The 21,044-nt window shown below is 71.0% G+C and carries 21 protein-coding genes; 16 read left to right on the forward strand and 5 right to left on the reverse strand.

The features are described 5' to 3' along the window. Nucleotides 1-15: 15 nt before the first annotated feature. From BUB97_RS17435 to terL, 7 genes are all read left to right on the forward strand, one after another. Nucleotides 16-849 carry a phage capsid protein gene (locus tag BUB97_RS17435; protein ID WP_073137077.1) on the forward strand — a complete coding sequence of 278 codons (834 nt, stop codon included), beginning with the start codon at nt 16-18 and terminating at the stop codon, nt 847-849. Nucleotides 850-1,085: 236 nt separating this feature from the next. After that, complete coding sequence (locus BUB97_RS17440; protein WP_073137079.1) at nt 1,086-1,652, forward strand: phage connector family protein; 567 nt, start codon at nt 1,086-1,088, stop codon at nt 1,650-1,652. A 5-nt stretch (nt 1,653-1,657) separates the two neighbouring features. Further along, the gene (locus tag BUB97_RS17445; protein ID WP_073137081.1) at nt 1,658-3,538 is read left to right on the forward strand and encodes a phage tail protein; all 1,881 of its coding nucleotides are present in this window, start codon (nt 1,658-1,660) and stop codon (nt 3,536-3,538) included. Then, complete coding sequence (locus BUB97_RS17450; RefSeq protein ID WP_073137083.1) at nt 3,538-3,978, forward strand: hypothetical protein; 441 nt, start codon at nt 3,538-3,540, stop codon at nt 3,976-3,978. Before BUB97_RS17445 ends, BUB97_RS17450 begins: the two co-directional genes overlap by 1 nt. A gap of 37 nt (nt 3,979-4,015) precedes the next feature. Next, nucleotides 4,016-6,298, forward strand: coding sequence for a glycosyl hydrolase family 28-related protein (locus BUB97_RS17455; RefSeq protein ID WP_073137085.1), 2,283 nt, complete (start codon nt 4,016-4,018; stop codon nt 6,296-6,298). Then, the gene (locus BUB97_RS17460) at nt 6,295-6,606 is read left to right on the forward strand and encodes a hypothetical protein (protein ID WP_073137087.1); all 312 of its coding nucleotides are present in this window, start codon (nt 6,295-6,297) and stop codon (nt 6,604-6,606) included. Before BUB97_RS17455 ends, BUB97_RS17460 begins: the two co-directional genes overlap by 4 nt. Then, the gene (terL, locus tag BUB97_RS17465; RefSeq protein WP_073137089.1) at nt 6,590-8,032 is read left to right on the forward strand and encodes a phage terminase large subunit; all 1,443 of its coding nucleotides are present in this window, start codon (nt 6,590-6,592) and stop codon (nt 8,030-8,032) included. The genes BUB97_RS17460 and terL overlap by 17 nt, the downstream gene beginning before the upstream one ends. A gap of 225 nt (nt 8,033-8,257) precedes the next feature. On the opposite strand, the gene BUB97_RS17470 is transcribed toward terL, so the two are convergent. After that, on the reverse strand, nt 8,258-8,479 hold the full coding sequence (locus tag BUB97_RS17470) for a hypothetical protein (protein WP_073137091.1): 222 nt from the start codon (nt 8,477-8,479) through the stop codon (nt 8,258-8,260). A 108-nt stretch (nt 8,480-8,587) separates the two neighbouring features. On the opposite strand from BUB97_RS17470, the gene BUB97_RS17475 reads away from it, so the two are divergent. The 5 genes from BUB97_RS17475 (at nt 8,588) to BUB97_RS17495 (ending at nt 11,812) form a co-directional block, all read left to right on the forward strand. After that, nucleotides 8,588-8,962 (forward strand): hypothetical protein, encoded by a 375-nt coding sequence (locus BUB97_RS17475; RefSeq protein WP_073137093.1) that lies wholly within the window; start codon nt 8,588-8,590, stop codon nt 8,960-8,962. A 3-nt stretch (nt 8,963-8,965) separates the two neighbouring features. Then, nucleotides 8,966-9,475 (forward strand): cell wall hydrolase, encoded by a 510-nt coding sequence (locus tag BUB97_RS17480; RefSeq protein WP_073137095.1) that lies wholly within the window; start codon nt 8,966-8,968, stop codon nt 9,473-9,475. A 68-nt stretch (nt 9,476-9,543) separates the two neighbouring features. Next, the gene (locus BUB97_RS17485) at nt 9,544-10,509 is read left to right on the forward strand and encodes a Bug family tripartite tricarboxylate transporter substrate binding protein (protein WP_073137097.1); all 966 of its coding nucleotides are present in this window, start codon (nt 9,544-9,546) and stop codon (nt 10,507-10,509) included. Between the two features lie 14 nt (nt 10,510-10,523). Further along, nucleotides 10,524-11,399, forward strand: coding sequence for an isocitrate lyase/PEP mutase family protein (locus tag BUB97_RS17490; RefSeq protein WP_073137099.1), 876 nt, complete (start codon nt 10,524-10,526; stop codon nt 11,397-11,399). Nucleotides 11,400-11,443: 44 nt separating this feature from the next. Next, complete coding sequence (locus tag BUB97_RS17495; RefSeq protein ID WP_073137101.1) at nt 11,444-11,812, forward strand: DUF952 domain-containing protein; 369 nt, start codon at nt 11,444-11,446, stop codon at nt 11,810-11,812. A 263-nt stretch (nt 11,813-12,075) separates the two neighbouring features. On the opposite strand, the gene BUB97_RS17500 is transcribed toward BUB97_RS17495, so the two are convergent. Continuing rightward, nucleotides 12,076-12,900 carry a DMT family transporter gene (locus BUB97_RS17500; RefSeq protein WP_073137167.1) on the reverse strand — a complete coding sequence of 275 codons (825 nt, stop codon included), beginning with the start codon at nt 12,898-12,900 and terminating at the stop codon, nt 12,076-12,078. 144 nt (nt 12,901-13,044) lie between these two features. Between BUB97_RS17500 and BUB97_RS17505 the strand changes: the two genes are divergently transcribed. From BUB97_RS17505 to BUB97_RS17515, 3 genes are read left to right on the forward strand one after another with little or no spacing between them, the layout of a single operon-like run. Continuing rightward, a complete protein-coding gene (locus BUB97_RS17505) occupies nt 13,045-14,103 on the forward strand; it encodes a quinone-dependent dihydroorotate dehydrogenase (RefSeq protein ID WP_073137103.1) in 1,059 nt (352 codons plus the stop codon). Continuing rightward, entirely contained in the window at nt 14,103-14,960 is an 858-nt protein-coding gene (locus tag BUB97_RS17510) for a TIGR01459 family HAD-type hydrolase (protein ID WP_073137105.1), read from the forward strand. The genes BUB97_RS17505 and BUB97_RS17510 overlap by 1 nt, the downstream gene beginning before the upstream one ends. Nucleotides 14,961-14,971: 11 nt before the next feature. Continuing rightward, nucleotides 14,972-16,150, forward strand: coding sequence for a multidrug effflux MFS transporter (locus BUB97_RS17515; protein WP_139281376.1), 1,179 nt, complete (start codon nt 14,972-14,974; stop codon nt 16,148-16,150). 7 nt (nt 16,151-16,157) lie between these two features. Here the strand turns inward: BUB97_RS17515 and BUB97_RS17520 are convergent, their stop codons facing one another. Both BUB97_RS17520 and BUB97_RS17525 read right to left on the reverse strand, forming a co-directional pair. Further along, complete coding sequence (locus BUB97_RS17520; protein WP_073137107.1) at nt 16,158-16,361, reverse strand: hypothetical protein; 204 nt, start codon at nt 16,359-16,361, stop codon at nt 16,158-16,160. A 349-nt stretch (nt 16,362-16,710) separates the two neighbouring features. Then, nucleotides 16,711-17,823 (reverse strand): family 8 glycosyl hydrolase, encoded by a 1,113-nt coding sequence (locus BUB97_RS17525; RefSeq protein WP_086062292.1) that lies wholly within the window; start codon nt 17,821-17,823, stop codon nt 16,711-16,713. Nucleotides 17,824-18,016: 193 nt separating this feature from the next. Here BUB97_RS17525 and BUB97_RS17530 point away from each other — a divergent pair, with 193 nt between their 5' ends. Further along, nucleotides 18,017-18,373 (forward strand): Hpt domain-containing protein, encoded by a 357-nt coding sequence (locus BUB97_RS17530; RefSeq protein WP_139281377.1) that lies wholly within the window; start codon nt 18,017-18,019, stop codon nt 18,371-18,373. Between the two features lie 10 nt (nt 18,374-18,383). Here the strand turns inward: BUB97_RS17530 and BUB97_RS17535 are convergent, their stop codons facing one another. Continuing rightward, on the reverse strand, nt 18,384-21,020 hold the full coding sequence (locus BUB97_RS17535; RefSeq protein ID WP_175562670.1) for a hybrid sensor histidine kinase/response regulator: 2,637 nt from the start codon (nt 21,018-21,020) through the stop codon (nt 18,384-18,386). Nucleotides 21,021-21,044 lie beyond the last annotated feature (24 nt).

The raw sequence follows: 21,044 nt of genomic DNA on the forward strand, positions 1-21,044 counted from the left end.
CGAAGGAGGACCTGCGTGTCCGCCACGATCGATCAGGCTTTCGTCAAGCAGTTCCAGGCCGAGGTGCATGAGGCCTTTCAGCGCCAGGGCAGCAAGCTGCGCCCCACCGTGCGCTCCAAGACCGGCGTGCACGGCGCCTCCACGGTCTTCCCGCGTGTCGGCAAGGGCACGGCGGCGGCCAAGGCGCGCAACGGCGTCGTGCCGGTGATGAACCTCGACTACTCCGCGGTCGAGTGCTTCCTGCAGGACTACTATGCGGGCGAGTGGGTCGATAAGCTCGACGAGATCAAGACCAATGTGGACGAGCGCGCGGTGGTGGCGAATGCCGGCGCCTATGCGCTGGGCCGCAAGACCGACGAGCTGATCATCGCCGCCCTCGACACCGCGACGCAGGAGGCGGTGGGCACCGCGGCCGGCACGACCGACACGGACGGGCTGACCAAGGCGAAGGTGCTGCTGGCCTTCGAGAAGCTCGGCGCCGCCGACGTGCCGGATGACGGCAACCGCTTCGCCGTCGTCGGCTGGAAGCAGTGGAGCCAGCTGCTGCAGATCGAGGAGTTCGCGAACGCCCAGTATGTCGGCGATGCCGACCTGCCCTGGAAGGGGATGCAGGCGAAGCGCTGGCTCGGCGCGCTGTGGATGCCGCATTCCGGCCTGACCAAGAGCGGCAACCTGCGCTTCTGCTACTTTTACCACCGCACCGCCATCGGCCATGCGGTGGCGCAGGACGTGATGACCGACATCACCTGGCATGGCGACCGCGCCGCGCATTTCGTCAACAACATGATGAGCCAGGGCGCCGTCCTGATCGACGACGCCGGCATCGTGCGGATGCGCGCGGCCGAGTAGCCGCGGCCGATCGCCTGAACGGGGCCGCGCGTGGCGAGGTATCGCCACGCGCGGCTTCCACATGAACGACGAGACGACGCGCATGCCGCCCCCCGGCTGGCATGCGCAGCGCGTGGGACCGGCGCCCGCGATGCGCCGCCTGTTCCGCGCCATGCCGGCGCGACGTTCGCGGCTGCACCGGCGCCGGCCCCCGCGCATCCCCTGCTTTTAAACCCCTTTCAGGGAGCATCGACCCGATGGCGCTTTCCGCCCTCGCCCTCTGCTCGCGCGCGCTGCTCAAGGTCGGCGCGCAGCCGATCGCCTCCCTCGAGGAGGGGACGGCCGAGGCGGAGGTTGCGGCCAATCTCTATCCCGGCACGCGGGATGCGCTGCTCTCCTGCCATCCCTGGTCCTTCGCCACGGGGCAGATGGAGCTCAACCGCCTGGCCGCGGCGCCGGTGGCCGATCTGGCGAATGCCTTCCAGCTGCCGCCGGATCTGCTGCGCGTCATCTCGGCGGGGGGCGGGCGCGGTCGTGGCATTGCCTATCGGATCCATGAGGGGCGGCTGCATGCGGATCCGTTCCAGGTCGTGCTCACCTATGTGTTCCGGCCGGCGGAGAGCGAGTTTCCCCCCTTCTTCGCCGCGGCGCTGGTGGCGCGGCTGGCGGCGGAGTTCTGCCTGCCGCTGACCGAGAACACGGTCCGGGCCGAGATGCTGCACCGGATCGCGGAATCCGAGCTGCGCCAGGCGAGGCTGATCGACAGCCAGCAGGCGACGCCGAGGGCCATCGAGGACTTCCCGCTTCTCGGCGCGCGGGGTTGACCGCCATGCCTGTGATCAAGCGCGCCAAGACCGCCTTCACGGCGGGGGAGCTGGCGCCGGAGCTGCTGGGCCGTGGGGACGTGCCGGCCTGGGCGAACGGGGCCATGCGCCTGCGCAACGTGGTGATCCAGCCCACCGGCGGCATCCAGCGCCGTCCCGGGCTGCGCCACCTCTCCACCTTGCCGGGCCTGGCGCGGCTGGTGCCCTTCGAGGTGAACACCGAGCGGACCTACCTGCTGGTGCTGCTGCACCAGGCCGTTCGGGTCATGCAGGACGGCGCCGAGGTGGCCGTGCTGGCGGGACCCTGGACGGAGGCGATGCTGCCGCAGATCGCCTTCACGCAGAATGCGGGCATGCTGCTGCTGCTGCATCCCGCCATGCGGCCGCAGGCTGTCCGGCGGAGCGATGCGGGGGTGTGGTCCGTCGGGCCATTCCTCTTCGCGGCGGAGCCCTTCTTCCGGCATGTGCCGAGTTCGGTTTCCGTGACGCCCAGCGGGACCACGGGCGTGGTGACGGTGACGGCCTCTGCGAGTGTCTTCGCGCCGGCGCATGTCGGCGCGCAGCTTCGCATCGGCGGAAAGCGGCTGCTGATCACGGCGGTGAACACGGCCGCGACCGTGACGGGACAGGCGCTGGATCCGCTGCCTTCCACCGGAGCGACGACGGATTGGGATGAATCCGCCTTCAGCGACGCGCATGGCTGGCCCGTCAGCGCCTGCTTCCACCAGGGGCGGCTCGTGCTGGGGGGCGCGCGGGATCTGCCGAACCGGCTGTGGTTCTCGCGCACCGCGCAGTTCGACAATTTTGACCTGGGCGAGGGGCTGGACGACCAGGCCATCGAGTTCGCCCTGGTCTCGGATCAGCTGAACGCCATCCGCGCGGTCTTCGCGGGGCGGCACTTGCAGGTCTTCACCTCGGGCGCGGAATGGATGGTCAGCGGCGATCCGCTGACACCCGCCTCCATCCAGGTGACGCGGCAGACCCGGGTCGGGTCGCCGACGGATCGCAACGTGCCGCCCCTCGACGTGGATGGATCGACGGTCTTCCTGGCCCGGTCCGGCCGCGCGGTGCACGAGTTCTCCTATACCGATCTGCAGCAGGCCTATCAGGCCGACGACCTTGCCCTCGTCGCGCGGCACCTGATCGTCTCGCCCATCGCCATGGCCTACGATTCGCAGCGGCGCCTGCTGCACCTGGCGATGCAGGATGGCAGCCTTGCGACGCTGACCATCTATCGCGCCGAAGGCGTGACGGGTTGGACCCGGCAGGAGACCGATGGCGCCTTCCGTTCCCTCGTGGAGATGGAGGGCACGGTCTATGCCGTGGTGGAGCGCGCGGGCCGCTTCCGGCTGGAGTGCTTCGATGACGCCCTGCGGCTGGATGCGGCGGTGTGGGCGACCTCGGATGGCACGGGCAAGGGCTGGTCCGGCCTCGAGCATCTGGAGGGACGGAGCATCGGCGTGCTGGCCGATGGCGCGCCGCGGGAAGCGGCGGTGGTGCTGGGCGGCGCGATCGTCATCGAGCCCACCGCCGATGTCGTGCAGGCGGGCTTGCCCTTCACCCATGTGGTGGAGCCCATGCCACCGGAGACGGTCTCCGCCACCGGTGCGCGCATGGGGCCGGTCCGGCTCGTCGCCATCACCTTCCGGCTGCTGGCGACGGGGGCGTTGACGGTCGATACCGGCCGGGGCGCGCGCCCCGTCCCCTTCCGGCGCCTGGACGCAGCGATGCTCGACGCCGCGCCGCCTGCCTTCAGCGGCGACGTGACCCTGCGCGGACTTGGCTGGCGCCGGGATTCCCTGGCGCCACTCTGGCGCATCGAGGGCGACGCGCCGCTCCCCTTCACGCTGCTTTCCGTGACAACCGAGACGAGGACGACCGACTGATGGCGCAGCTTGCCCCCGTCGTAACGCTCGCCGCCACCGGCGCCTCCATCTATGCGCAGGGGCAGGAGGCGAAGCGGCAGAAGAAGAACGCGCAAATCCAGCAGCAGAACGCGCAGATCCAGCAGGAGGCGCAGCAGCAGGTGCTGGCGGTGCAGGCGGCGCAGGACACCGCCGAGCGCCAGCGCGCGCTGGGCCGCAGCATTGCATCGGCACGCGCGAGGCTGGCCGCGGGCGGCGTGAATCCGGACCAAGGGTCCGGTGCCGCTCTCACGGCCGGCCTGCGGACCGCCGCGAGGGAGGCGCAGAACGCCGATGACGCGACCTATGCGGCCCGGCTTTCGGCCGGGCGCAAGTCGCTCCTGGACCAGGACGCGTCCCTCACGAACTGGGTGCGCGCGGGGCAGGGCCTCGGGCGCGTCGTGAAGAGCCTTCTGGACTGACCTGAACACGCCCCCGCGGCAGAACCGGAGAACCCCCATGGCCGAGCATATCCGCATCGGCGACGTCGCGCCGCGTGTGCATTACGTGGCGGATGGCGCGCAGACCGCCTTCGTCTATCCCTTTCCGATCTTCGAGGCCGACGACCTCGACGTGCATGTCGATGGTCTCCTGATCACGAACGGCTATGCCGTGTCCGGCGCGGGGAAGTCCGAAGGCGGGATCGTCACCTTCGCCGTGGCGCCGGCCCATGGCGCCAGGGTGGTTCTGCGCCGCCGCCTCGTGATGGAACGCGTCACCGACTATCAGCCGAACGGCGTGCTGCGTGCCAAGACGCTCAATGACGAGCTGGACCGCCAGATGGCGGCGCTTCAGGAGCTGCGGGAGGATGCGACCGGCGCCCTGCGGCAGAGCCCGGGCGAGGTGGGCGGGCAGTTCCAGCTGCCGCTGCGGCCCGCGCGGGCGAACCGCCTGCTTGGCTTCGACAGTGTCGGCGATGTGACCACCTTTTCCCGCGGCGAGGCCACGCTCTCCGCGCCGTTTCCGGGCGCGATCCCGCGCACCGTGGAGGACAAGCTGGCCGAGCGCCTTTCCGCCCGCGACTTCGGGGCGATGGGCGACGGCGTGAACGATGACGGCCCGGCGCTGCAGGCGGCGATGAACGCGGCGGCCGCCTCGGGGAAGTTCCTCGATATCGGGGAGGGGACCTATCGAACCACCATCCCGCTCACTCTCCCCGGTGCCGCCGCGGGGCTGAGCATGCGGGGCGCCATCCTCTATGCCGGCCCGGGCGGAGAGGCCGCGCTGACGCTGGGCGACGGGGCGGCGATCCGCAACCGGGCGAAAATCTACCAGGGGCTGCGGGTACTTCGGGCGGGGCTCTCCTCCTGGGAGGATGAACGGGATATCGGGATCCTGATCCGCAACCAGGATTCCGGCCTGATCGACATCCGGCAGGTCGAGATGTTCACCATCGGCGTGCAGACCTTGGGCGTGGAGCGTGGCTTCGAGGACAGCGTGCTCTATCTCGGCCGCATCGTGGACAACCGCTACGGGCTGGATGTGCGGACGGCCAGCGCCGCGGGGTGGAACACCTCCGTGCGCTACTATGGCGGCCATTTTGCCCATTCGCTGGCGACCTACCCGGAGAAGGACCGCTACGGCATCCGCCTTTCGGCCGCGCCGGGCGCCTATGTGGCCCATAACCGCCATGTCTTCGACGGACCGGCCTTCGAGCTGCAGTCGCGGGACCGGGTGATCGACGGCATTCCCTTTCTCATCCAGGTGAACTCGCGCGGCGCGATCGCGCGCAACATCCGGATGGAGGGCTGCGATCCCTATGTGGCCCGCCATACCGGCGCGGCGCAGGACCATGTGTATGAGGTGGCCTGGGCCAGCCAGGGCTATGGCATCGATATTGACTACACCGCGACGGCGACCCGCGTGGGCAGCGTGGTGCGGGCCATGCACCAGGCGGCGGCCTATCGCGAGGCCACGCGGACCGTGGCGGAGATCCCCAGCCTCCGCGCGGCCGCCATCCGCTGGAACGGCAGCGAGACAGGGTTCGAGAAGCTCGCCTGCCTCTCGACCAATGTCAGCGGCACGCCGACCCTGCTGCCGCACTTCACCTTCCCGGCGCTGGACAGCTACACGCTGACCGAGCGGGGCGTGATCCTGACCGGTGGGGGGGGTATCGGCTTCGTCGTCGATACGCGGCGCTGCAAGGAGTTCGCGCTGGCGGTGGACGCCGATGACCCGCGGATGATCATCCAGTGCTTCGGGGCGGGAAACGTGCTGCTCACCGCCGCCGATGGCGAGATGGTGCGTGCCTCCGGCATGTCCCTCACCTATGTCTCTGGCCCGCGCTGGTGGCAGGGCAATGCCGACAGCAATGACGCGAACCTCACCCGGTTGCAGGTGATCCGCCTGGCGCCCGAGGTGCAGACCGCGATCATCGGCGTGGCCCGGATCGGCACGGATTACGAGGTCCGGAGCCTTCGCCTGGCCTGCGATCCGTCGCAAAGCCCGGCCGTGCTCTACGGGACGCCGGAGTTGCCGCATGGCGTGCGGGAGCTGAAGGCGGAGATGGCATGGGACGCGCCGTCCATCGCGGCCGGTGGATCGGCCCAGGTGAATGTGCCCTGCGCCGGGGTGCGACCGGGTGACTTCGTGCAGGCCGCCTTCAGCCTCTCCACTTCGGGCGTGGTCTTCCTCGCTCAGGTGGGGGCGCAGGACGTGGTCACGGTCACGGCCTGGAACCGTAGCGGGGCGGCGGTGGACCTCAACCCGGGCATCGTGCGCGTGCGGGCGGTGAAGTCGTGACGCCCCTCACGCCGGAGGAGCTGCAGCGCGCCGTCCGCAAGGTGGTGGCGGATTACGAAGCCTTCGTCTCACGCGGTCCCGCGCCGGGCATGCATGAGGACCCGAAGGCCTTTACCGCCCATCACGCGGCGGCGCGCTCGGCGCTCGCGCATTTGGAGCACCTGATGAAGCTCAACAAGGGCCAGGCGGAGACGGATGCGGTGACCGAGGCCGGTGCGCTGATCGCCGAGGCGCGCCGCTCAATCCAGCTGGCCGAACAGGAAGACCGAGAGGGCGAGGAGAGCGCGGAGGATGAAGAGGCCGCCTGAGACGATCGAGCACGACTTCCTGGAGTTCCTCTATGCCTGGAACCTGCGCGCCGGGGTGGCGACGCCCGGCGTGCATCGCCGGATCGCGCGCTGGCTGATGGCACGCCATGCCGGAGAGGACCGAAGGCTTCTGCTGATGGCCTTCCGCGGCTGCGGCAAGTCGACCTTGGTGGGCCTGTGGTGCGCGTGGCGGCTGGCGGTACAGCCCGATCTGCGCATCCTGGTCCTGGCGGCGGACCATATGCTGGCGGCACGCATGGTGGCGACGGTGCGACGGATCGTCGAGCGCCATCCTCTCTGCCGCCACCTGCTGGGCGGGGACGAGGCCTGGGCGTCTGATCGCTTCACGGTGAGGCGTGCGGGCGCGATCCGGGAGCCCTCGATGCTCGCCCAGGGCATCGGGGGCAACGTGACGGGTGCGCGGGCCGAGCTGATCATCTGCGACGACGTGGAGGTGGCGGGCAATTGCGACACGCCCGGCAAGCGGGAGGAACTGCGCGAGCGTCTTGCCGAATGCGAGTTCATCCTCACCCCGGGCGGCACCATCCTCTATGTCGGCACGCCGCATTGCGCGGACAGCCTCTACGCGCCGCCGGAGACGGAGGGGGCCTATCTCGCCAGCTACCGGCGGCTGCGCATCCCGCTCCTCGACGAGGCCGGGCGCAGCGCCTGGCCGGAGCGCTTCCTCGGCGAGGGAATCCGGGCGCTGCGGGATCGGGTGGGGCCTCTGCAGTTCCGGCGGCAGATGCTGCTGGAATGCGCCTCCTCCGGCGCCGCGCGGCTCGATCCCGCCTTGCTCGTCCGCTACGGCGAGGAGCTGGATTACCGCGAGGCGAACGGGCGTCCCATCCTGTCGCTGCTCGGGCGTCGTCTGGTCGCCGGCGGCGGCTTCTGGGACCCGGCCTATGGGCGGCCGGGGCAGGGGGATTCCAGCGTTCTCGCCGCCACCTATTCGGACGGCGAGGGTAACCACTATCTCCACCGCCTTGCCTACATCACGCAGAATCCGGACGGGCAGCCGGACCCGGCGACGCAGCAATGCCGCCGTGTCGCCGCCATCGCGAAGGAGCTGCTCCTGCCGGTGGTGCGGGTGGAGACGAATGGAATCGGCAAGTTCCTCCCTCCGCTTCTGCGGCGGGAGATGTCGCGCAGTGGCGTCGCCTGCACGGTGTTGGAGCACAGCAGCCACAGGGCAAAGCAGGATCGCATCCTCGGCGCGCTGGACCCCGTGATGGCGGCGCGTCGCCTGTACGCGCATGAGGCCGTGTTCCGCACCGCCTTCCCGCAGGAGATGGCGGAATGGAAGCCCGGCGCGGCGGGCGTGAAGGACGATGCGCTGGATGCGGTAGCGGGCTGCTTGTTGGCCGAGCCGGTGAGGATGCCATCCTTGCCGCCGGTCCCACGCGGCGCATCGTGGCGAGGCTGACCTAGATGTCCCAGCGATTCAGCATCGGTTCAACTTTGCGACGCAAATTGAGACCGCACACGGAAATGAGAGACAGTCGATGCTGACCATCCGCCGCCTGCCCGTCACCACCGCCGGCCTGCTGAACGGCCTCGCCGGCCTTCCCTGGACGGCGCCGCTCCCGCGGCGCTGATCCCCCCCGCCAAGCTTCCGCAAAGGCCCGCCCTCCGGCGGGCCTTTCGCGTTTCAGGCGGCGGCCTTCTTCAGCACCTCGCTCGCATGCCGCTTCGCTCCGGCCTCGGTCATGGCGAAGCGCCCGGGCGAGACCTCCTCTGCCATGCCCATCCCGCAGAGACGCCGCAGGCAGGCCTCGTCCGGCAGCCCGGCCGGCCGCGTGCCGCCATGGGTCAGGAACAACCGGTGCAGCGCCGACCGGCAGCAGGTCTCCAGATAGGGCTCGTTCCACATTGCCTGCTCAAAGCATCCCCCAGGGTCCCCCGGCAAGTCGGGGTGCCCCGACGCGGGATCAACCCCTGTGCATCCCCCTCAACCCGGTGCGTTCCCGAAGGAGGACCCATGCCGTCCTTTCCCCCCGATCCGCAATGGATCTCCGCCGCGGTGGAAACCCCGCTGATGGCCGTGCTGGCCTGGATGCTGCACTCGCTCCGGCGCAGCATCACGCAGGCGCCGGATCCCGGCCTCTCCCCGCCGGTCCAGCCTCCATCGCGTCCCGACCTCACCCAGCACCAAGCCTCGCTGGAGCGCACGCGGGACGACCTGGCGGCGTTCAAGCTGGAGGTGGCCCGGACCTATGTGCCGCTCTCCCTCATCCGCGACGTGGATGGGCGCCTCACCGCCCATCTCATCCGCATCGAGCAGAAGCTCGACGAAGCCACCCGTGCCGCCCACAGCACCGCCGCCCAGATGCGCGTGCTCGCCGAGGACCGCTGATCCATGAACTGCACCGAACTCCTCGCCCGCACGCTCTATGCGGAGGCGGGCACCCGGCCCGTGCGCGCGATCGAGGCCCTGGCGGCCCTGGCCGTGAACCGCGCGCGCGCTGCGATGCCACGCCCGGCCCGTATCCCCGGTGCCGCGCCCTTCGCGCCGGGCGGCCATGCCCGCCTGCCCGAGCCGGGCCTGCAGGAGATGACGGCCGCCTGCCGCGACCCCTTCCTCTTCCCGAGCCGCAACCCGCGCCACCCGGCCCATGCGCTGCTGGCCGCGCCGCATCCGGGCGACCCGGCCCTCGCGGTCTGCCGCCGGGTGGCCGCCCGTGCCCTGGCGGGCGCGCTGGCGGACCCGACGCAGGGCGCCACCCACTGGCACCCCGCCGAATCCCTGCCGGCCTGGGCCGTGGCCCGGGAGGCGGTGGCCGAGATCGCCGGCCTCGTCTTCTACCGGCTGGAGATGGGGGAACGTCCGGCCAGCCCGGCCCCGCCCGTTCTGGTGGCTGCCGCCTGAACCGGCCTTCGCTGCTTCACGGGCGCGCGGCGGCGGATTAGCGTCCGGCAAAAGCGGGAGAAACGTCCATGCGGCTCACCAGGCGTGCCGCGCTCGCGGCGCTGCCGGGCCTCGCCCTACCGGCCATCGCCCTGCCGGCCATGGCCCAGTCCTGGCCCAGCAAGCCGGTCCGGATCATCGTCCCCTACGCGCCTGGCGGGGGCACGGACATCCTCGCCCGTGCCCTGGCCGATGCCCTGCGCCCCGAACTGCCCCAGCCCGTGGTGGTGGAGAACCGGGCAGGGGCAGCGGGGGTGGTGGGCACGGAGCAGCTGATCCGCGCCGAGCCGGACGGGCACACGCTCACTGCTGTTGTCAGCACGCATGTGATGAACAAGTACACGCTGGAGCGCCTGCCCTACGACGCGCTGCGCGACGTCACCCCGGTCTCCATGCTCACCCGCAACACGATGGTCTGGGTGACGGGGGCGGGGCAGCCCTTCCGCAACCTGGCGGAGCTGCGCGCCCATGCCGCCGGCACGCCTCTCACCACCGGCTCCACCGAGGCGCTTTCGCAGTTCATCGGGCAGGAATTCGCCCGTCGCCTGAAGGTGGAGATCCCCGATGTCAGCTACCGCTCCGGCGGGCAGCTGATGACCGATATCGTGGCCGGCCACCTTCCCCTGGGCTGCACCAGCACGGCGAGCGTCACCCCGCATATGAGCACGGGGCGGGTCCGCATTCTCGCCGTCTCCACCGCCACGCGCACCCCCTTCTTCCCGGATGTGCCCACCGCGCAGGAGCAGGGGCTGGCGGATTTCGACCTGGCCGGCTGGGTCGGCCTGCTCGGGCCACGCGGGATGGCCGCCGCCCTGGCGCGGCGAATCCACGAGCTGGTCTCCGGCGCCTTCGGGAACGAGGCCTTCCGTGCCCGCCTGACCACGCTCGGCATCGAGCCCGATCTGCGCGACCCCGATGGCCTGCGCGACGCCATGGAGCGCGAGGACCGGATCTGGGCGGCCGCCAGCGCCGCCGGCCATCTCCAACGCCAGTAGTCCAGGACAACAGCATGGCAAACCCCGCCCTCAAGGCCGCCTTCGACGCGAAGCGCTTCGTCGTCGCCCCCGGCATCTACGACGGCATCTCCGCCCGCGTCGCCGACGGCATGGGCTTCGACTGCCTGTATATGACGGGCTTCGGCACGGTCGCGTCCCATCTCGGCCTGCCGGATGCCGGCATCGCCACTTACACGGACATGGTGAACCGTGCCGGCCGCTTCGCGCAGATCACGCGCACGCCGATCATCGCCGATGCCGACACCGGCTATGGCGGCCTGCTGAACGTGCGCCACACCGTCCTGGGCTATGAGGCCGCCGGCCTCTCCGGCATCCAGCTCGAGGACCAGGAGGTGCCGAAGAAGTGCGGCCATACGCCCGGCCGCCGCGTGATCCCGGCCGAGGAGATGGTGCTGAAGGTGAAGGTCGCCGCCGAGGCGCGGCGGGACCCCAACTTCCTCATCGTCGCCCGCACCGACGCCCGCACCGGCCTGGGGCTGGAGGAGGCGATCCGCCGAGGCCGTCTCTATGCCGATGCGGGCGCCGACGTGGTCTTCATCGAGAGCCCGGAGAGCGAGGCGGAGATGGTGGAGATCGGCCGCGCCTTCTCGGACAAGCCTCTGCTGGCGAATTGCGTGGAGGGCGGGCGCACGCCCATCCTGCCGGCCAAGCGGCTGGAGGAGATCGGTTATGCCATCGCCATCTATCCGGCCCTGGGCTTCCTCGCCGCCGCCGCCGCCTATGAGCGCGCCTTCGCGCATCTGAAGGCCGAAGGCAGCAGCAACGGCCTGCCCGAGGGCGAGAGCTACGGCTTCGGCCGGATCTGCGAGCTGCTGGGCTTCCCCGAAGTCTGGGAGTTCGACCGGCGCTGGGCCGTGCTGGACAAGTAGCGCGCCCGGGGGCATCGGGCCGGCGAGAGCCGGAAGGAGTGACCATGCCCGATGCCCCGGAACCCCTGATCCACACGCTGATGCGGGGCGCCGACTGGCGCGCCGCGCAGGATGCCGGGGCCTATCACGGCAGCGCCGACGACCGGCGGGACGGCTTCCTCCACTTCTCCACCGCCGCCCAGCTGCGCGCGAGCGCCGCGAAGCACCGGGCCGGGGAACCCGACCTCTGGCTCGTCAGCGCCGAAAGCACGGCGCTGGGCGAGGCGCTGCGCTGGGAACCCGCCTCAGGCGGCAAGCGCCCCGGCCTCTTCCCCCATCTCTACGCATCCCTACCGCTCTCGGCCGTGCGCGGCGCGGTCTTCTTGCCGCTTGGCAGTGACGGGCTGCATCGCTTTCCGGACTGGGTGCCCTGAGAGGGCTCCGCCCTCATCCGCCAAGGGCCTGAGGCCCTTGGAACCCCATCGGACTGCCGTGGATGCCCCGGATCGAAGGGGTCTCTGGTTGAAGGTGACTCTCCTGCCTTTGCAGTCGCCTAAGGTCATGGACCTCAGGCGCGCCGTCAGCCCCGTGATTCCAAACTTGAAGAAAAAGAAGAAGGTGAGGGGTCCGGGGAGAGGAAGAATTCCTTCTTCCTCTCCCCGGGACTGACCAACAGACCAGGAACCGCCCCCAACCCTCAGCCCGTGCGCCGCTGCGCCATGATTCCCGCGAAGGTCACCACCCCCGCGCCCACCCAGACCAGAAGGGGCGGCCACACCCCCCAGACCGTCACATCCGCGATCACCGCGAAGACCAGGGCGGAGAATTCCAGCGGCGCCAGCCGTCCGGCGCTGGCATGCCGGAAGGCTGAGGCGAGGCAGAGCGTGGCCCCGCCCGCCAGCACGCCGTTGGCCGAAAGCGCCGCCGCATCGCCCCAGGATGGGGTGACCCATTCCGTCGCGGCCCAGGGCAGCAAGGCGGGAAGGGCGGGTACCGCGCTCCAGAAGATCACGCGCGCCATGCCGGGTTCGTCCCGCAGGCTGCGGTTCATCACCAGCACCATGGCGTGGCAGAAGCTGCCCATCAGCCCCCAGGCATAGGCGGCCCAGGCGCCGCCCGCGGACAGTCCGGGCGAGAGGGCGACCAGCACCCCCAGGAAGCCCACGCCGCACCAGATCCAGGCGGTCGCGGCAACCGGTTCCTTCAGCAGCACCCGGAACAGGGCGAGCAGCATGAAGGGTGCCGTGAAATAGACGAGGTAGCCCTCCGCCAAGGGCAATTCGCGGAGGGAGAGGAAGAAGCCCGCGCCCGAGCCGACCATGAAGGCCGAGCGCAGCAGCTGGGCCCAGGGCCGCCGCGTGGCGACGCCGCCGCCTGCCCGCGGCCGTGCCAGCCGGGCCGCGCCCAGAAGCGCGAGCAGCACGGCGTAGCGGAAGGCGAGTACCTGGCTGACGTGATAGCCGCCGGACAGCACCTTCGAATTCGCGTCGAGCACCGCGAAAAGCGCGAGCGCGGCCAGCATCAGCAATGGTCCGCGCAACGGTGCCACCTCCCGAGGGATTCCCCCTCGCCGCTTCTCCCGTCCTGCCGATGCGCCGTCAACGCGGCGCGGGGGAGGGCAGCACCCCCTGGCCCTTCTCGCCGCACTGCGGCACAACCGGCGGCCATGCGCGCCGCCCTCGCCTCCGCCCTGATGCCCCTCATCCGGGGGCTCGATCCGGAAACGGCCCATGACCTGTCGCTGCGCGCGCTGAACTGGGGCCTGGCCGGGCAGGACCGCTCCCAGGACGATTCGCTGCTGGCGCTGCATGCGCTCGGGCTCGACTTCCGCAACCCGATCGGCCTCGCCGCCGGATTCGACAAGAACGCGGTGGCGGTGCTGCCCCTGATGCGCCTCGGCTTCGGCTTCGTGGAGGCCGGCACCATCACGCTGCGCCCGCAGCCCGGCAATCCGAAGCCGCGCCTGTTTCGCCTTGAGGAGGACCGGGCGGTCATCAACCGCTTCGGCTTCAACAATGCGGGCATCGAAGCCTATGTGGCGAAGCTGGCCGCCCTGCCTCGGCCGCTGCCCGCCGTGCTCGGCGCCAATATTGGCATCAACAAGGACAGCCAGACGCCGGAGGCCGACTACCCCGCCCTCTACACTCGCGTGGCGCCCCTGGCCGATTACGTGACCATCAACGTCTCCTCCCCCAACACGCCGGGGCTGCGGGATCTGCAGGGCGAGGCGCGGCTGGCCGCGATCCTGGATGCCACCCTCGCTGCCCGGGCCGAGCGGAAGAAGCGCCCGCCCGTGCTGGTGAAGATCGCCCCCGACCTCGCCGATGCGGCGGTGGAGGCCATCGTGCAGACCTGCCTGGACCGCGACGTGGCGGGGCTCATCATCTCCAACACCACCATCGCCCGGCCGGACAGCCTCCGCTCCCCGCACAAGGCGGAGACGGGCGGCCTGTCCGGGCGGCCACTCTTCACCCCCTCCACCGAACTGCTGCGGCGGGTCCATCGCCTGTCCCGCGGCCGGCTGACGCTGATCGGCGCCGGTGGCGTGGAGAGCGGCGAGACCGCCTATGCCAAGATCAAGGCCGGCGCCTCCCTCGTGCAGACCTATGCGGGCTTCGCCTATGCCGGCCCGGCCCTCATCCCCCGGATCAAGCGCGAGCTCGCCGAACTGCTGCGGCGGGACGGCGTGAAGAACCTGTCCGACGCTATCGGAGCCGAAGCCTGATGCAGATCCTCGACAGCGTCGCCCCGCTCGCGGAGCGCTATCGCGGCTTCGTGCTCGACCTCTGGGGCGTGGTGCATGACGGGCAGGCGGCCTTTCCCGGGGTGGCCGATGCGCTGGCCCGGATGAAGGCGACGGGAGCGAAGATCGTCTTCCTCTCCAACGCCCCGCGCCGCTCGCATGTGGTCGAGCGCCAGCTCACCGGCTTCGGCATCGACCGCGCCCTCTACGACGCCGCCATGACGAGCGGCGAGATCACCTGGCGCCTGCTGCGGGACCGCACCCACCCCTTCGTGCGGGATCTCGGTCCCCGCGCCCTGCATATCGGCAAGCCCGACGACCGCTCCGTGGTCGAGGATCTCGGGATCACCCTGACCGACCGGGCCGAGGAGGCGGACTGGGTGCTCAACACCGGCCCCGACCCGGATCGCGGCGTGCAGACGGTGGATCCCTATGAGGGCCAGCTCCGCGCCGCTCTGGCGCGGGAGCTGCCGATGCTCTGCGTGAACCCGGACCGCCGGGTGGTGGTGGGCGGGCGCCTGATCATCTGCGCCGGCGCCCTGTCCGAGCGCTATGCCGAACTCGGCGGCCGCACGCTGGAGATCGGCAAGCCCGACCCGGAGGCCTATGAGCCCGTGATGGCGCTGCTGGACCTGCCCCGCGGCCAATGCGTCGCCATCGGCGACAGCCCCCATACGGATCTGGCGGGCGCCCAGGCGGCGGGGCTGGATGCGGTCTGGGCCCTGGGCGGCCTGGCTGCCGAGGAAGGGCTCGCCGAGGCCGATCCCGCCACCCTCGCCGCCCGCGCCACGGCCGAGGGCGTCGCCCCCGTGGCCGCGCTGCGCGGGCTGCGCTGGTAGGGGCGCGGCGCGTGATCCCGCCGGGGCCGCCCCGCCCGGCCATGTGGCTGCTGGTGGTGATGACGGGGCTCGGCCCCTTCTCCATGCAGATCCTCATCCCGGCCCTGCCGCGCATGGCGGTGGATCTCGGCGTGCCCTATGGCATCGCGCAGCTCACCCTCACCCTCTACCTGATCGGGGTCGCCCTCGGTCAGCTCCTCTACGGGCCGCTGGCGGACCGCTTCGGGCGGCGGCCGGTCATGCTCGGGGCGCTCGCGCTCTATCTCGTCGCCTCCGCCCTCTCGGCCTTCGCGCCCTCCATGGCTTGGCTGGGCATCGGGCGGGTGGCGCAGGCCATGGGCGCCTGCTCCGGCATGGTGCTCGGCCGCGCCATCATCCGCGACGTCTGGCCGCGGGACCAGGCGGCGAGCCGGATCGGCTATGTCGTCATGGCCATGACCCTGGCGCCGATGCTCGCCCCCATGGTCGGCGCCCTCATCGAGGAGCGTTTCGGCTGGCGATCCTCCATGGTCGCCTGCCTCCTCTTCGGCGCGCCGCTCCTCCTCGCCGTCTGGCTGCGCCTGCCGGAAACCCTGCGCGAGCCGCAGCCGCTGCCGGGGCTGCGGGGCATGGGGCTGGCCCACATGTCCCTGCTGCGCCTGCCCGCCTTCCGTTGGATCGCGGCGGTCGGAGCCGCCTCCACCGGCGTGTTTTTCGCCTTCATGGCCGGCGCGCCGCGCGTGGCCGAGGCCATGGGCCATACGCCGCGTGACTACGCCACCGCCTTCCTCGCCATCTCCGTCTGCTTCGCCGGGGGCTCCTGGATGGCCGGCCGGTTCTCCGCGCGCATGGGCCTGGCGCGGATGCTCTCGGCGGGGCTCTGGATCATCATCCTCGGCTCCGGCGTCATGCTCGCGGTCCAGCTCTTCCTCCCGCACAGCCTGATGGGCTTCTTCCTGCCCATGGCCCTGGTCGCGCTCGGCAACGGCATCAGCCTGCCCAATGCCGTCGCGGCCGCGATCAGCGTTCGCCCGGAACGCGCGGGCACCGCCTCCGGCCTGCTCGGCGCCATGCAGATGGGCTTCGGCGCCCTGATGACGCTGGTGAACGGCGCCTTCGAAACCGGCGCCGGGGTGGCCAGCGCACTGGTCATGGCCGGGTGCGGCATCGCCTCCTCCGTGGCGCTACGCGGGGCGCGCCGCCACCTCTAAGGCAAGCTCAGCGGCGGTTCGGATCCACCCGGTCGCCCACCCAGTTCCCGGCCCGCCCCAGCGCCGCGCCCGTGTCGCGTGCGGCGCCCCCCAGGGCCTCCCCGGTGCGCTCCGCGGCACGGTCCACCGAACGCCCCGCCCGCTCGGCCGGGCCCTCGGCGGCGTTGCAACCGGCCAGGGCAAGCAGCAACAGGGTGGTGATCCGGGTCATCGGGCGCTCCTCCGTACCGCCGGCGCAGGATGCCTCCGGAAGCAGGCCCCCCGCCAGATGCCGGGCCGGGGCGTCCTGTCATTCCACCATGGTTAGGGGGGCACGAAGGGCTCCGCCCTTCACCCGCCAAGGGCCTGAGGCCCTTGGAACCCCATCGGACTACCGTGGATACCCTGATCGAAGGGGGCGCTGATTGAGGGGGATTGATCCTGCCCTTGCAGTCGCCTGAGGTCGTCGACCTCAGGCGCACCGCCAGCCAAGTGATTCCAGGCTTAAAGAAAAAGAAGAAGGTGAGGGGCCCGGGGAGAGGAAGAATTCCTTCTTCCTCTCCCCGGGACAGACCATCAGATCAGACGATCGGCGCACCCGCGCGGGATTCCTGCCAGGCGAGGCGGGAGAGCATGATGAGCGCCGCGCCGTAGTAGTCGGTCGCCTGGGCCACACGCGGCAGTTCCTGGATCCGGCGGCCGCGATCCTGCGTGGCGCGGGCGAGCTGGGCCACGGCCTGCACGCCGGCATGCCCGGCATAGGGCGCCACGGCGTTGCTGCGCAGGTCCGCCCAGGCGGGCAAGGTGCGCTGGCCGGGGGCGTGCCAGAATTCCACGCAGGCGCGGAGCGCTGGATTGTCCGACTGGCGCGACCAGGCGAGGTAGAGCGGCACACGCACCGCGTCCCAGGAGAAGCGGGTGGGCCAGCTCGCGGCCATGCGGGGCTGGAAGCTCGGCTCGCGGTAGAACTCGATCCAGTCCGCCGGCAGGTTCCAGCGGCCGAAGCGCGCGTTGCGGCAGCAGATCTCCATCCCGTCCGCCACCAGCCGGCGCCATTGCGGGCCGGGCACGACCTTCTCGAAGTCCAGCAGGGCGGGGAAGACGTAGTAGGAAGGATTGAGTACGACATGGTCGCGCTTCTCGAAGCCCTGCATGGCCGGGAGCAGGACGAGCTTGCCCGCCACCTCCCGCGTGCAGTGGGTGAGGATGTCGCGACAGATCAGCGCCGCCTCCCGCGCCAGGGCGGGGCGGGAGAAGAGGTCGGCGCCGCGCATCAGCGCCCAGGCGATCATGATGTCGCCGTCGGTTGCGTTGTTGCGATCGGCCACCGGCTCCACGCTGTCCCCGCGGTAGCGCCACGCGTGCAGGTTGTCCCGGCTGTGGCGGAGGTAGCGGCGGGTCCAGTCCAGGATCTTGTCGTAGGTGACGATGTCGCCGGCTTCCGCGGCGAAGAGCATGCCGAAGCCCTGGCCTTCCGTATGGGTCTCGTCGCCCTTGGCCGAGTCGAGCACGCGGCCCTCGCGGGTGACGAAGCGGCCGCGGAACATGGCCCATTCGGTCTTCACCTCGGCCAGCCATTCCGGCATCCCCTGCGCGCGGAGCGAGGAGGGAAGCGTGAGCAGCGCCGGAGCCGCGAGCAGGCCGAGCAGGCCACGGCGGCTGGAGCGGATGGGCTCAGGCGGGTCCAGGGGCATGGGGCGAGGGCTTTCGCTGAGCGGTTCTGTTGTGCTCAAGCTTTAGACACACGTTAAGGTTGTATCAATTAAAAGTTTACGTGAGACACGGGTGATCGCTGGCCAGAATGCGCGCGCAACACCGTTTCATCCTCCGGGCGGGCGCGCACCGGATGCGTTGATTCCGGCTTCAGGCGGGCGCATTCTGCCGGGCGTGAGTGCGATCGACCCCGACGTCGCCGGCCAGCTGGCCGAGGACCTGCCCCGCGACGTGTTCGTCTCGATCATCCAGAGCTTCGAGCAGGATCTGGCGCGGCTGGTGCGGCAGATGGTCGAGGCCGTCCACGCCGGAAACACTGAGGAATACCGCCGCGCGGCCCATGGCCTCGCCGGCGCCGCGGGCTCCATCGGCGCCAAGACGCTGGAGGCGCTGGCGCGTCAGGCCATGCGGTCGGACGACCGCACGCCGGCCCAGCAGATGATCCTCGGGATCGGGGAGGCGGCGAAGGTTGCGCTGGCCGAACTCGCCGCTCTGGCCGCGCCACCGGAGGAAGGCGGCGGGCGGGGCTGAGGAGGGCCGTTCAGCCCGGCGCCGGCGCGCCCATGGCCGCGCTCAAGCCGAGCGCCAGGGTCAGCTGGTCGCGCTGCACGGGCTTGGAGAGATAGTCGTCCATCCCGGCCTCCCGGCACTGGCGTTCGAATTCCGGGCCCACGGCGGCGGTGAGGCCGACGATGCGGGTCTCGCGGTTCAGCCCGGCCCGGCGGATCTCCCGCGTGGCCTCCAGCCCGTCCATCACGGGCATCTGCAGGTCCATCAGGATGACGTCGAAGGCCTCGGCGCAGGCATGCTCGACGGCCTCCGCCCCGTTCCCCGCCACCATCACCTCCGCCCCGATCCGGGCGAGCAGTGCCCGCATGAGGAGCTGGTTGGTGGCATTGTCCTCTACCAGCAGGATGCGCAGCGGCCGCTCCTCGCGCAGCGCGCGGGGCGGTGGGGGGAGGGCGGTGGCGGCCGGGGCCAGGACCTGGAGCACCGCCTCCAGCAGCCGCGCGGGCAGCGACGGCTTCAGCAGCATGGTGTCGACCAGCCCGGGCGGCGGGCCGCCATCGGGCATCTGCTGCGCCTCCACCCCGAAGGAGGCGAGGATGAGGGCCGGGTTGCCCAGCGCCGCCGCCTCGGCCCGGACCTGCCGGGCCAGTTCCAGCCCGCCCATCCCCGGCATGGTGGCGTCCAGCACCGCGGCATGGAAGGCGGTGCCGCGGCGCGCCGCCAGGCGCAGCAGGTTCAGCGCCGCCGCCCCGCTCTCCGCCCCCAGCGCCGCGGCGCCGGCGGCGGTGAGCTGGCGGACCATCACGTCCCGGTTCAGCGGCAGGTCGTCCACCACCAGGATGCGGCGCCCGGCCAGCGGCGGCGGCACGGCAGCAGGGCCGGGCAGCGCGCCCACCACGATCCAGAAGCGGAACACGCTGCCCCCGCCCTGGCGCGGGGTCGCCTCGATCCCGCCGCCCATCTGCTCGGCGAGCTTGCGGCAGATGGCCAAGCCCAGCCCCGTGCCGCCATATTTGCGGCTGATCGAGGCGTCGGCCTGGGTGAAGCGCTCAAACAGCATCGGCACCTTGGTGGCATCCACGCCGATGCCGGTATCCGCCACCGAGCAGGTCAGGCGCAGCGCGCCTTCCTCGTCCTCCATCGGCGTGGCCTGGATCGACACCTCGATCCAGCCGCCTTCCGTGAACTTGATGGCGTTGCCCACGAGGTTGAACAGGATCTGCCGGAACCGCCCGGGGTCGCCCAGCACCTGGCGTGGCAGCTCCGGGGGCAGGGAGGCCACCATCTCCACCCCCTTGGAGGCTGCGCGCGCCGCGAAGAGCTCCACGATGGTGCCGATCTCGTTCTCCAGGGTGAACGGGATATGCTCGTGCTCGATCATCCCGGCCTCCAGCTTGGAGAAGTCGAGGATGTCGTTCAGCACCATCAGCAGGTGCTCGGCGCTGCCCTGGATGGTCTCGGCATAGCGGCGCTGGATCGGGTCGAGATGGCTGTCCAGCAGCAGCCCGGTCATGCCGATCACGCCGTTCATCGGCGTGCGGATCTCGTGGCTCATCGCCGCGAGGAACTCCTCCTTCGCCCGCGTCGCCGCCCGTGCCTCCCGCTCGCTCTCGCTCAGCGCATCGCCCTGCGCCTTCAGGGCGGCCGCCTGGCGGGACATGAGCCAGAGCGCCACGAGCATGATGGCGGCGATCGCGATGCCGCCGCCCGTCAGCAGCGCCGCCAGCCGCTCCACCCCCTCGAAGGCGACCGCCTTCCGCCGCGCGGCCTCGATGGCCATGGTTCCCTGGCGGATGGTGGAGAAGGCGGCGAAGACGTCCTGCCCGTCCTGGTCGATGCCGGAATAGGTGCCGCTCTCTCGCCGCGGCAGGAAGTCACGGAACAGCCAGGCGGAGGGGTTGGCCTCGCCCACCCCCTCCACCCGCCCGTCCGAGCGGGCGAGCAGCAGGCCGTTCATGGAATGGATGCGCACCGTGACGCCGAAGGCCTCGGCATGGCGGCGCCCCACCGAGATCAGGTAGTCCGGGTTGAGCAGCGCGACCGCGGCCCCGGTGAACTCTCCGCGGCCGTTGCGGAGCCCCCGGGCGAGCGGGATGGACCAGATGCCGGCCGCCTGGATGGCGCGGGCCTGCATGGCGGACGAGCCGCCAAGGAAGCGCCCGGCCTCGGGCGAGCCGAGCCGCAGCGCGGGGCCGCCCAGGCGGAGCACGCGGAACCAGTCCCGGTCCGCCACTGAGGCGCCGCGCAGGCTTTCGACGGTGGATGCGGTGACGAGGCCGTTCGCGTCCACGACCAGCACAGCCCGGAGCTGCGGCACATCCCGGATTCGCCCGGCCAGAGCGCGTGCGGTGGCGGCCGGGTCGGGATCGCTGCTGCGCTCGGCCATGTCGAGCAGGACGAAGTCCACGGTCTGGATGGCGCGGGCGAGCTGGTCCGCCATGGCGGCGGTCACGCCCATGGTCAGGCGCTCCGCGTCATTCGCCGCCTCCCGCTGGCCGCGGTCGAAAAGTATGAGATAAACGGCGGCGAAGCAGAGGCCGACGACCATCACCGTCGCGGCGAACAGCCGCCAAGGCCGGGGGGTGGCCGGCTTGGCAGGACCCAGCTTGAGGGCCCGGCGAAGGGGGGATGGCGTCGTGTTCATGCGGCGTGCGACCGTGGTCATCATCGCAGGCCTGTCTATCTTTTGCGA

The organism is Muricoccus roseus (assembly GCF_900141905.1).
GTDB lineage: Bacteria > Pseudomonadota > Alphaproteobacteria > Acetobacterales > Acetobacteraceae > Roseomonas > Roseomonas rosea.

Excerpts from the sequence above, each read along its gene's own strand:
- BUB97_RS17450 (WP_073137083.1), top strand. The coding sequence starts at position 3,538 with ATGGCGCAGCTTGCCCCCGTCGTAACGCTCGCCGCCACCGGCGCCTCC.
- BUB97_RS17485 (WP_073137097.1), top strand. The coding sequence starts at position 9,544 with ATGCGGCTCACCAGGCGTGCCGCGCTCGCGGCGCTGCCGGGCCTCGCC.
- BUB97_RS17455 (WP_073137085.1), top strand. The coding sequence starts at position 4,016 with ATGGCCGAGCATATCCGCATCGGCGACGTCGCGCCGCGTGTGCATTAC.
- BUB97_RS17510 (WP_073137105.1), top strand. The coding sequence starts at position 14,103 with ATGCAGATCCTCGACAGCGTCGCCCCGCTCGCGGAGCGCTATCGCGGC.
- BUB97_RS17535 (WP_175562670.1), bottom strand. The coding sequence starts at position 21,020 with ATGATGACCACGGTCGCACGCCGCATGAACACGACGCCATCCCCCCTT.
- BUB97_RS17440 (WP_073137079.1), top strand. The coding sequence starts at position 1,086 with ATGGCGCTTTCCGCCCTCGCCCTCTGCTCGCGCGCGCTGCTCAAGGTC.
- BUB97_RS17525 (WP_086062292.1), bottom strand. The coding sequence starts at position 17,823 with ATGCCCCTGGACCCGCCTGAGCCCATCCGCTCCAGCCGCCGTGGCCTG.
- BUB97_RS17520 (WP_073137107.1), bottom strand. The coding sequence starts at position 16,361 with ATGACCCGGATCACCACCCTGTTGCTGCTTGCCCTGGCCGGTTGCAAC.
- BUB97_RS17505 (WP_073137103.1), top strand. The coding sequence starts at position 13,045 with ATGCGCGCCGCCCTCGCCTCCGCCCTGATGCCCCTCATCCGGGGGCTC.
- BUB97_RS17500 (WP_073137167.1), bottom strand. The coding sequence starts at position 12,900 with ATGCTGGCCGCGCTCGCGCTTTTCGCGGTGCTCGACGCGAATTCGAAG.
- BUB97_RS17495 (WP_073137101.1), top strand. The coding sequence starts at position 11,444 with ATGCCCGATGCCCCGGAACCCCTGATCCACACGCTGATGCGGGGCGCC.
- BUB97_RS17475 (WP_073137093.1), top strand. The coding sequence starts at position 8,588 with ATGCCGTCCTTTCCCCCCGATCCGCAATGGATCTCCGCCGCGGTGGAA.
- BUB97_RS17490 (WP_073137099.1), top strand. The coding sequence starts at position 10,524 with ATGGCAAACCCCGCCCTCAAGGCCGCCTTCGACGCGAAGCGCTTCGTC.
- BUB97_RS17470 (WP_073137091.1), bottom strand. The coding sequence starts at position 8,479 with ATGTGGAACGAGCCCTATCTGGAGACCTGCTGCCGGTCGGCGCTGCAC.
- terL (WP_073137089.1), top strand. The coding sequence starts at position 6,590 with ATGAAGAGGCCGCCTGAGACGATCGAGCACGACTTCCTGGAGTTCCTC.
- BUB97_RS17480 (WP_073137095.1), top strand. The coding sequence starts at position 8,966 with ATGAACTGCACCGAACTCCTCGCCCGCACGCTCTATGCGGAGGCGGGC.
- BUB97_RS17445 (WP_073137081.1), top strand. The coding sequence starts at position 1,658 with ATGCCTGTGATCAAGCGCGCCAAGACCGCCTTCACGGCGGGGGAGCTG.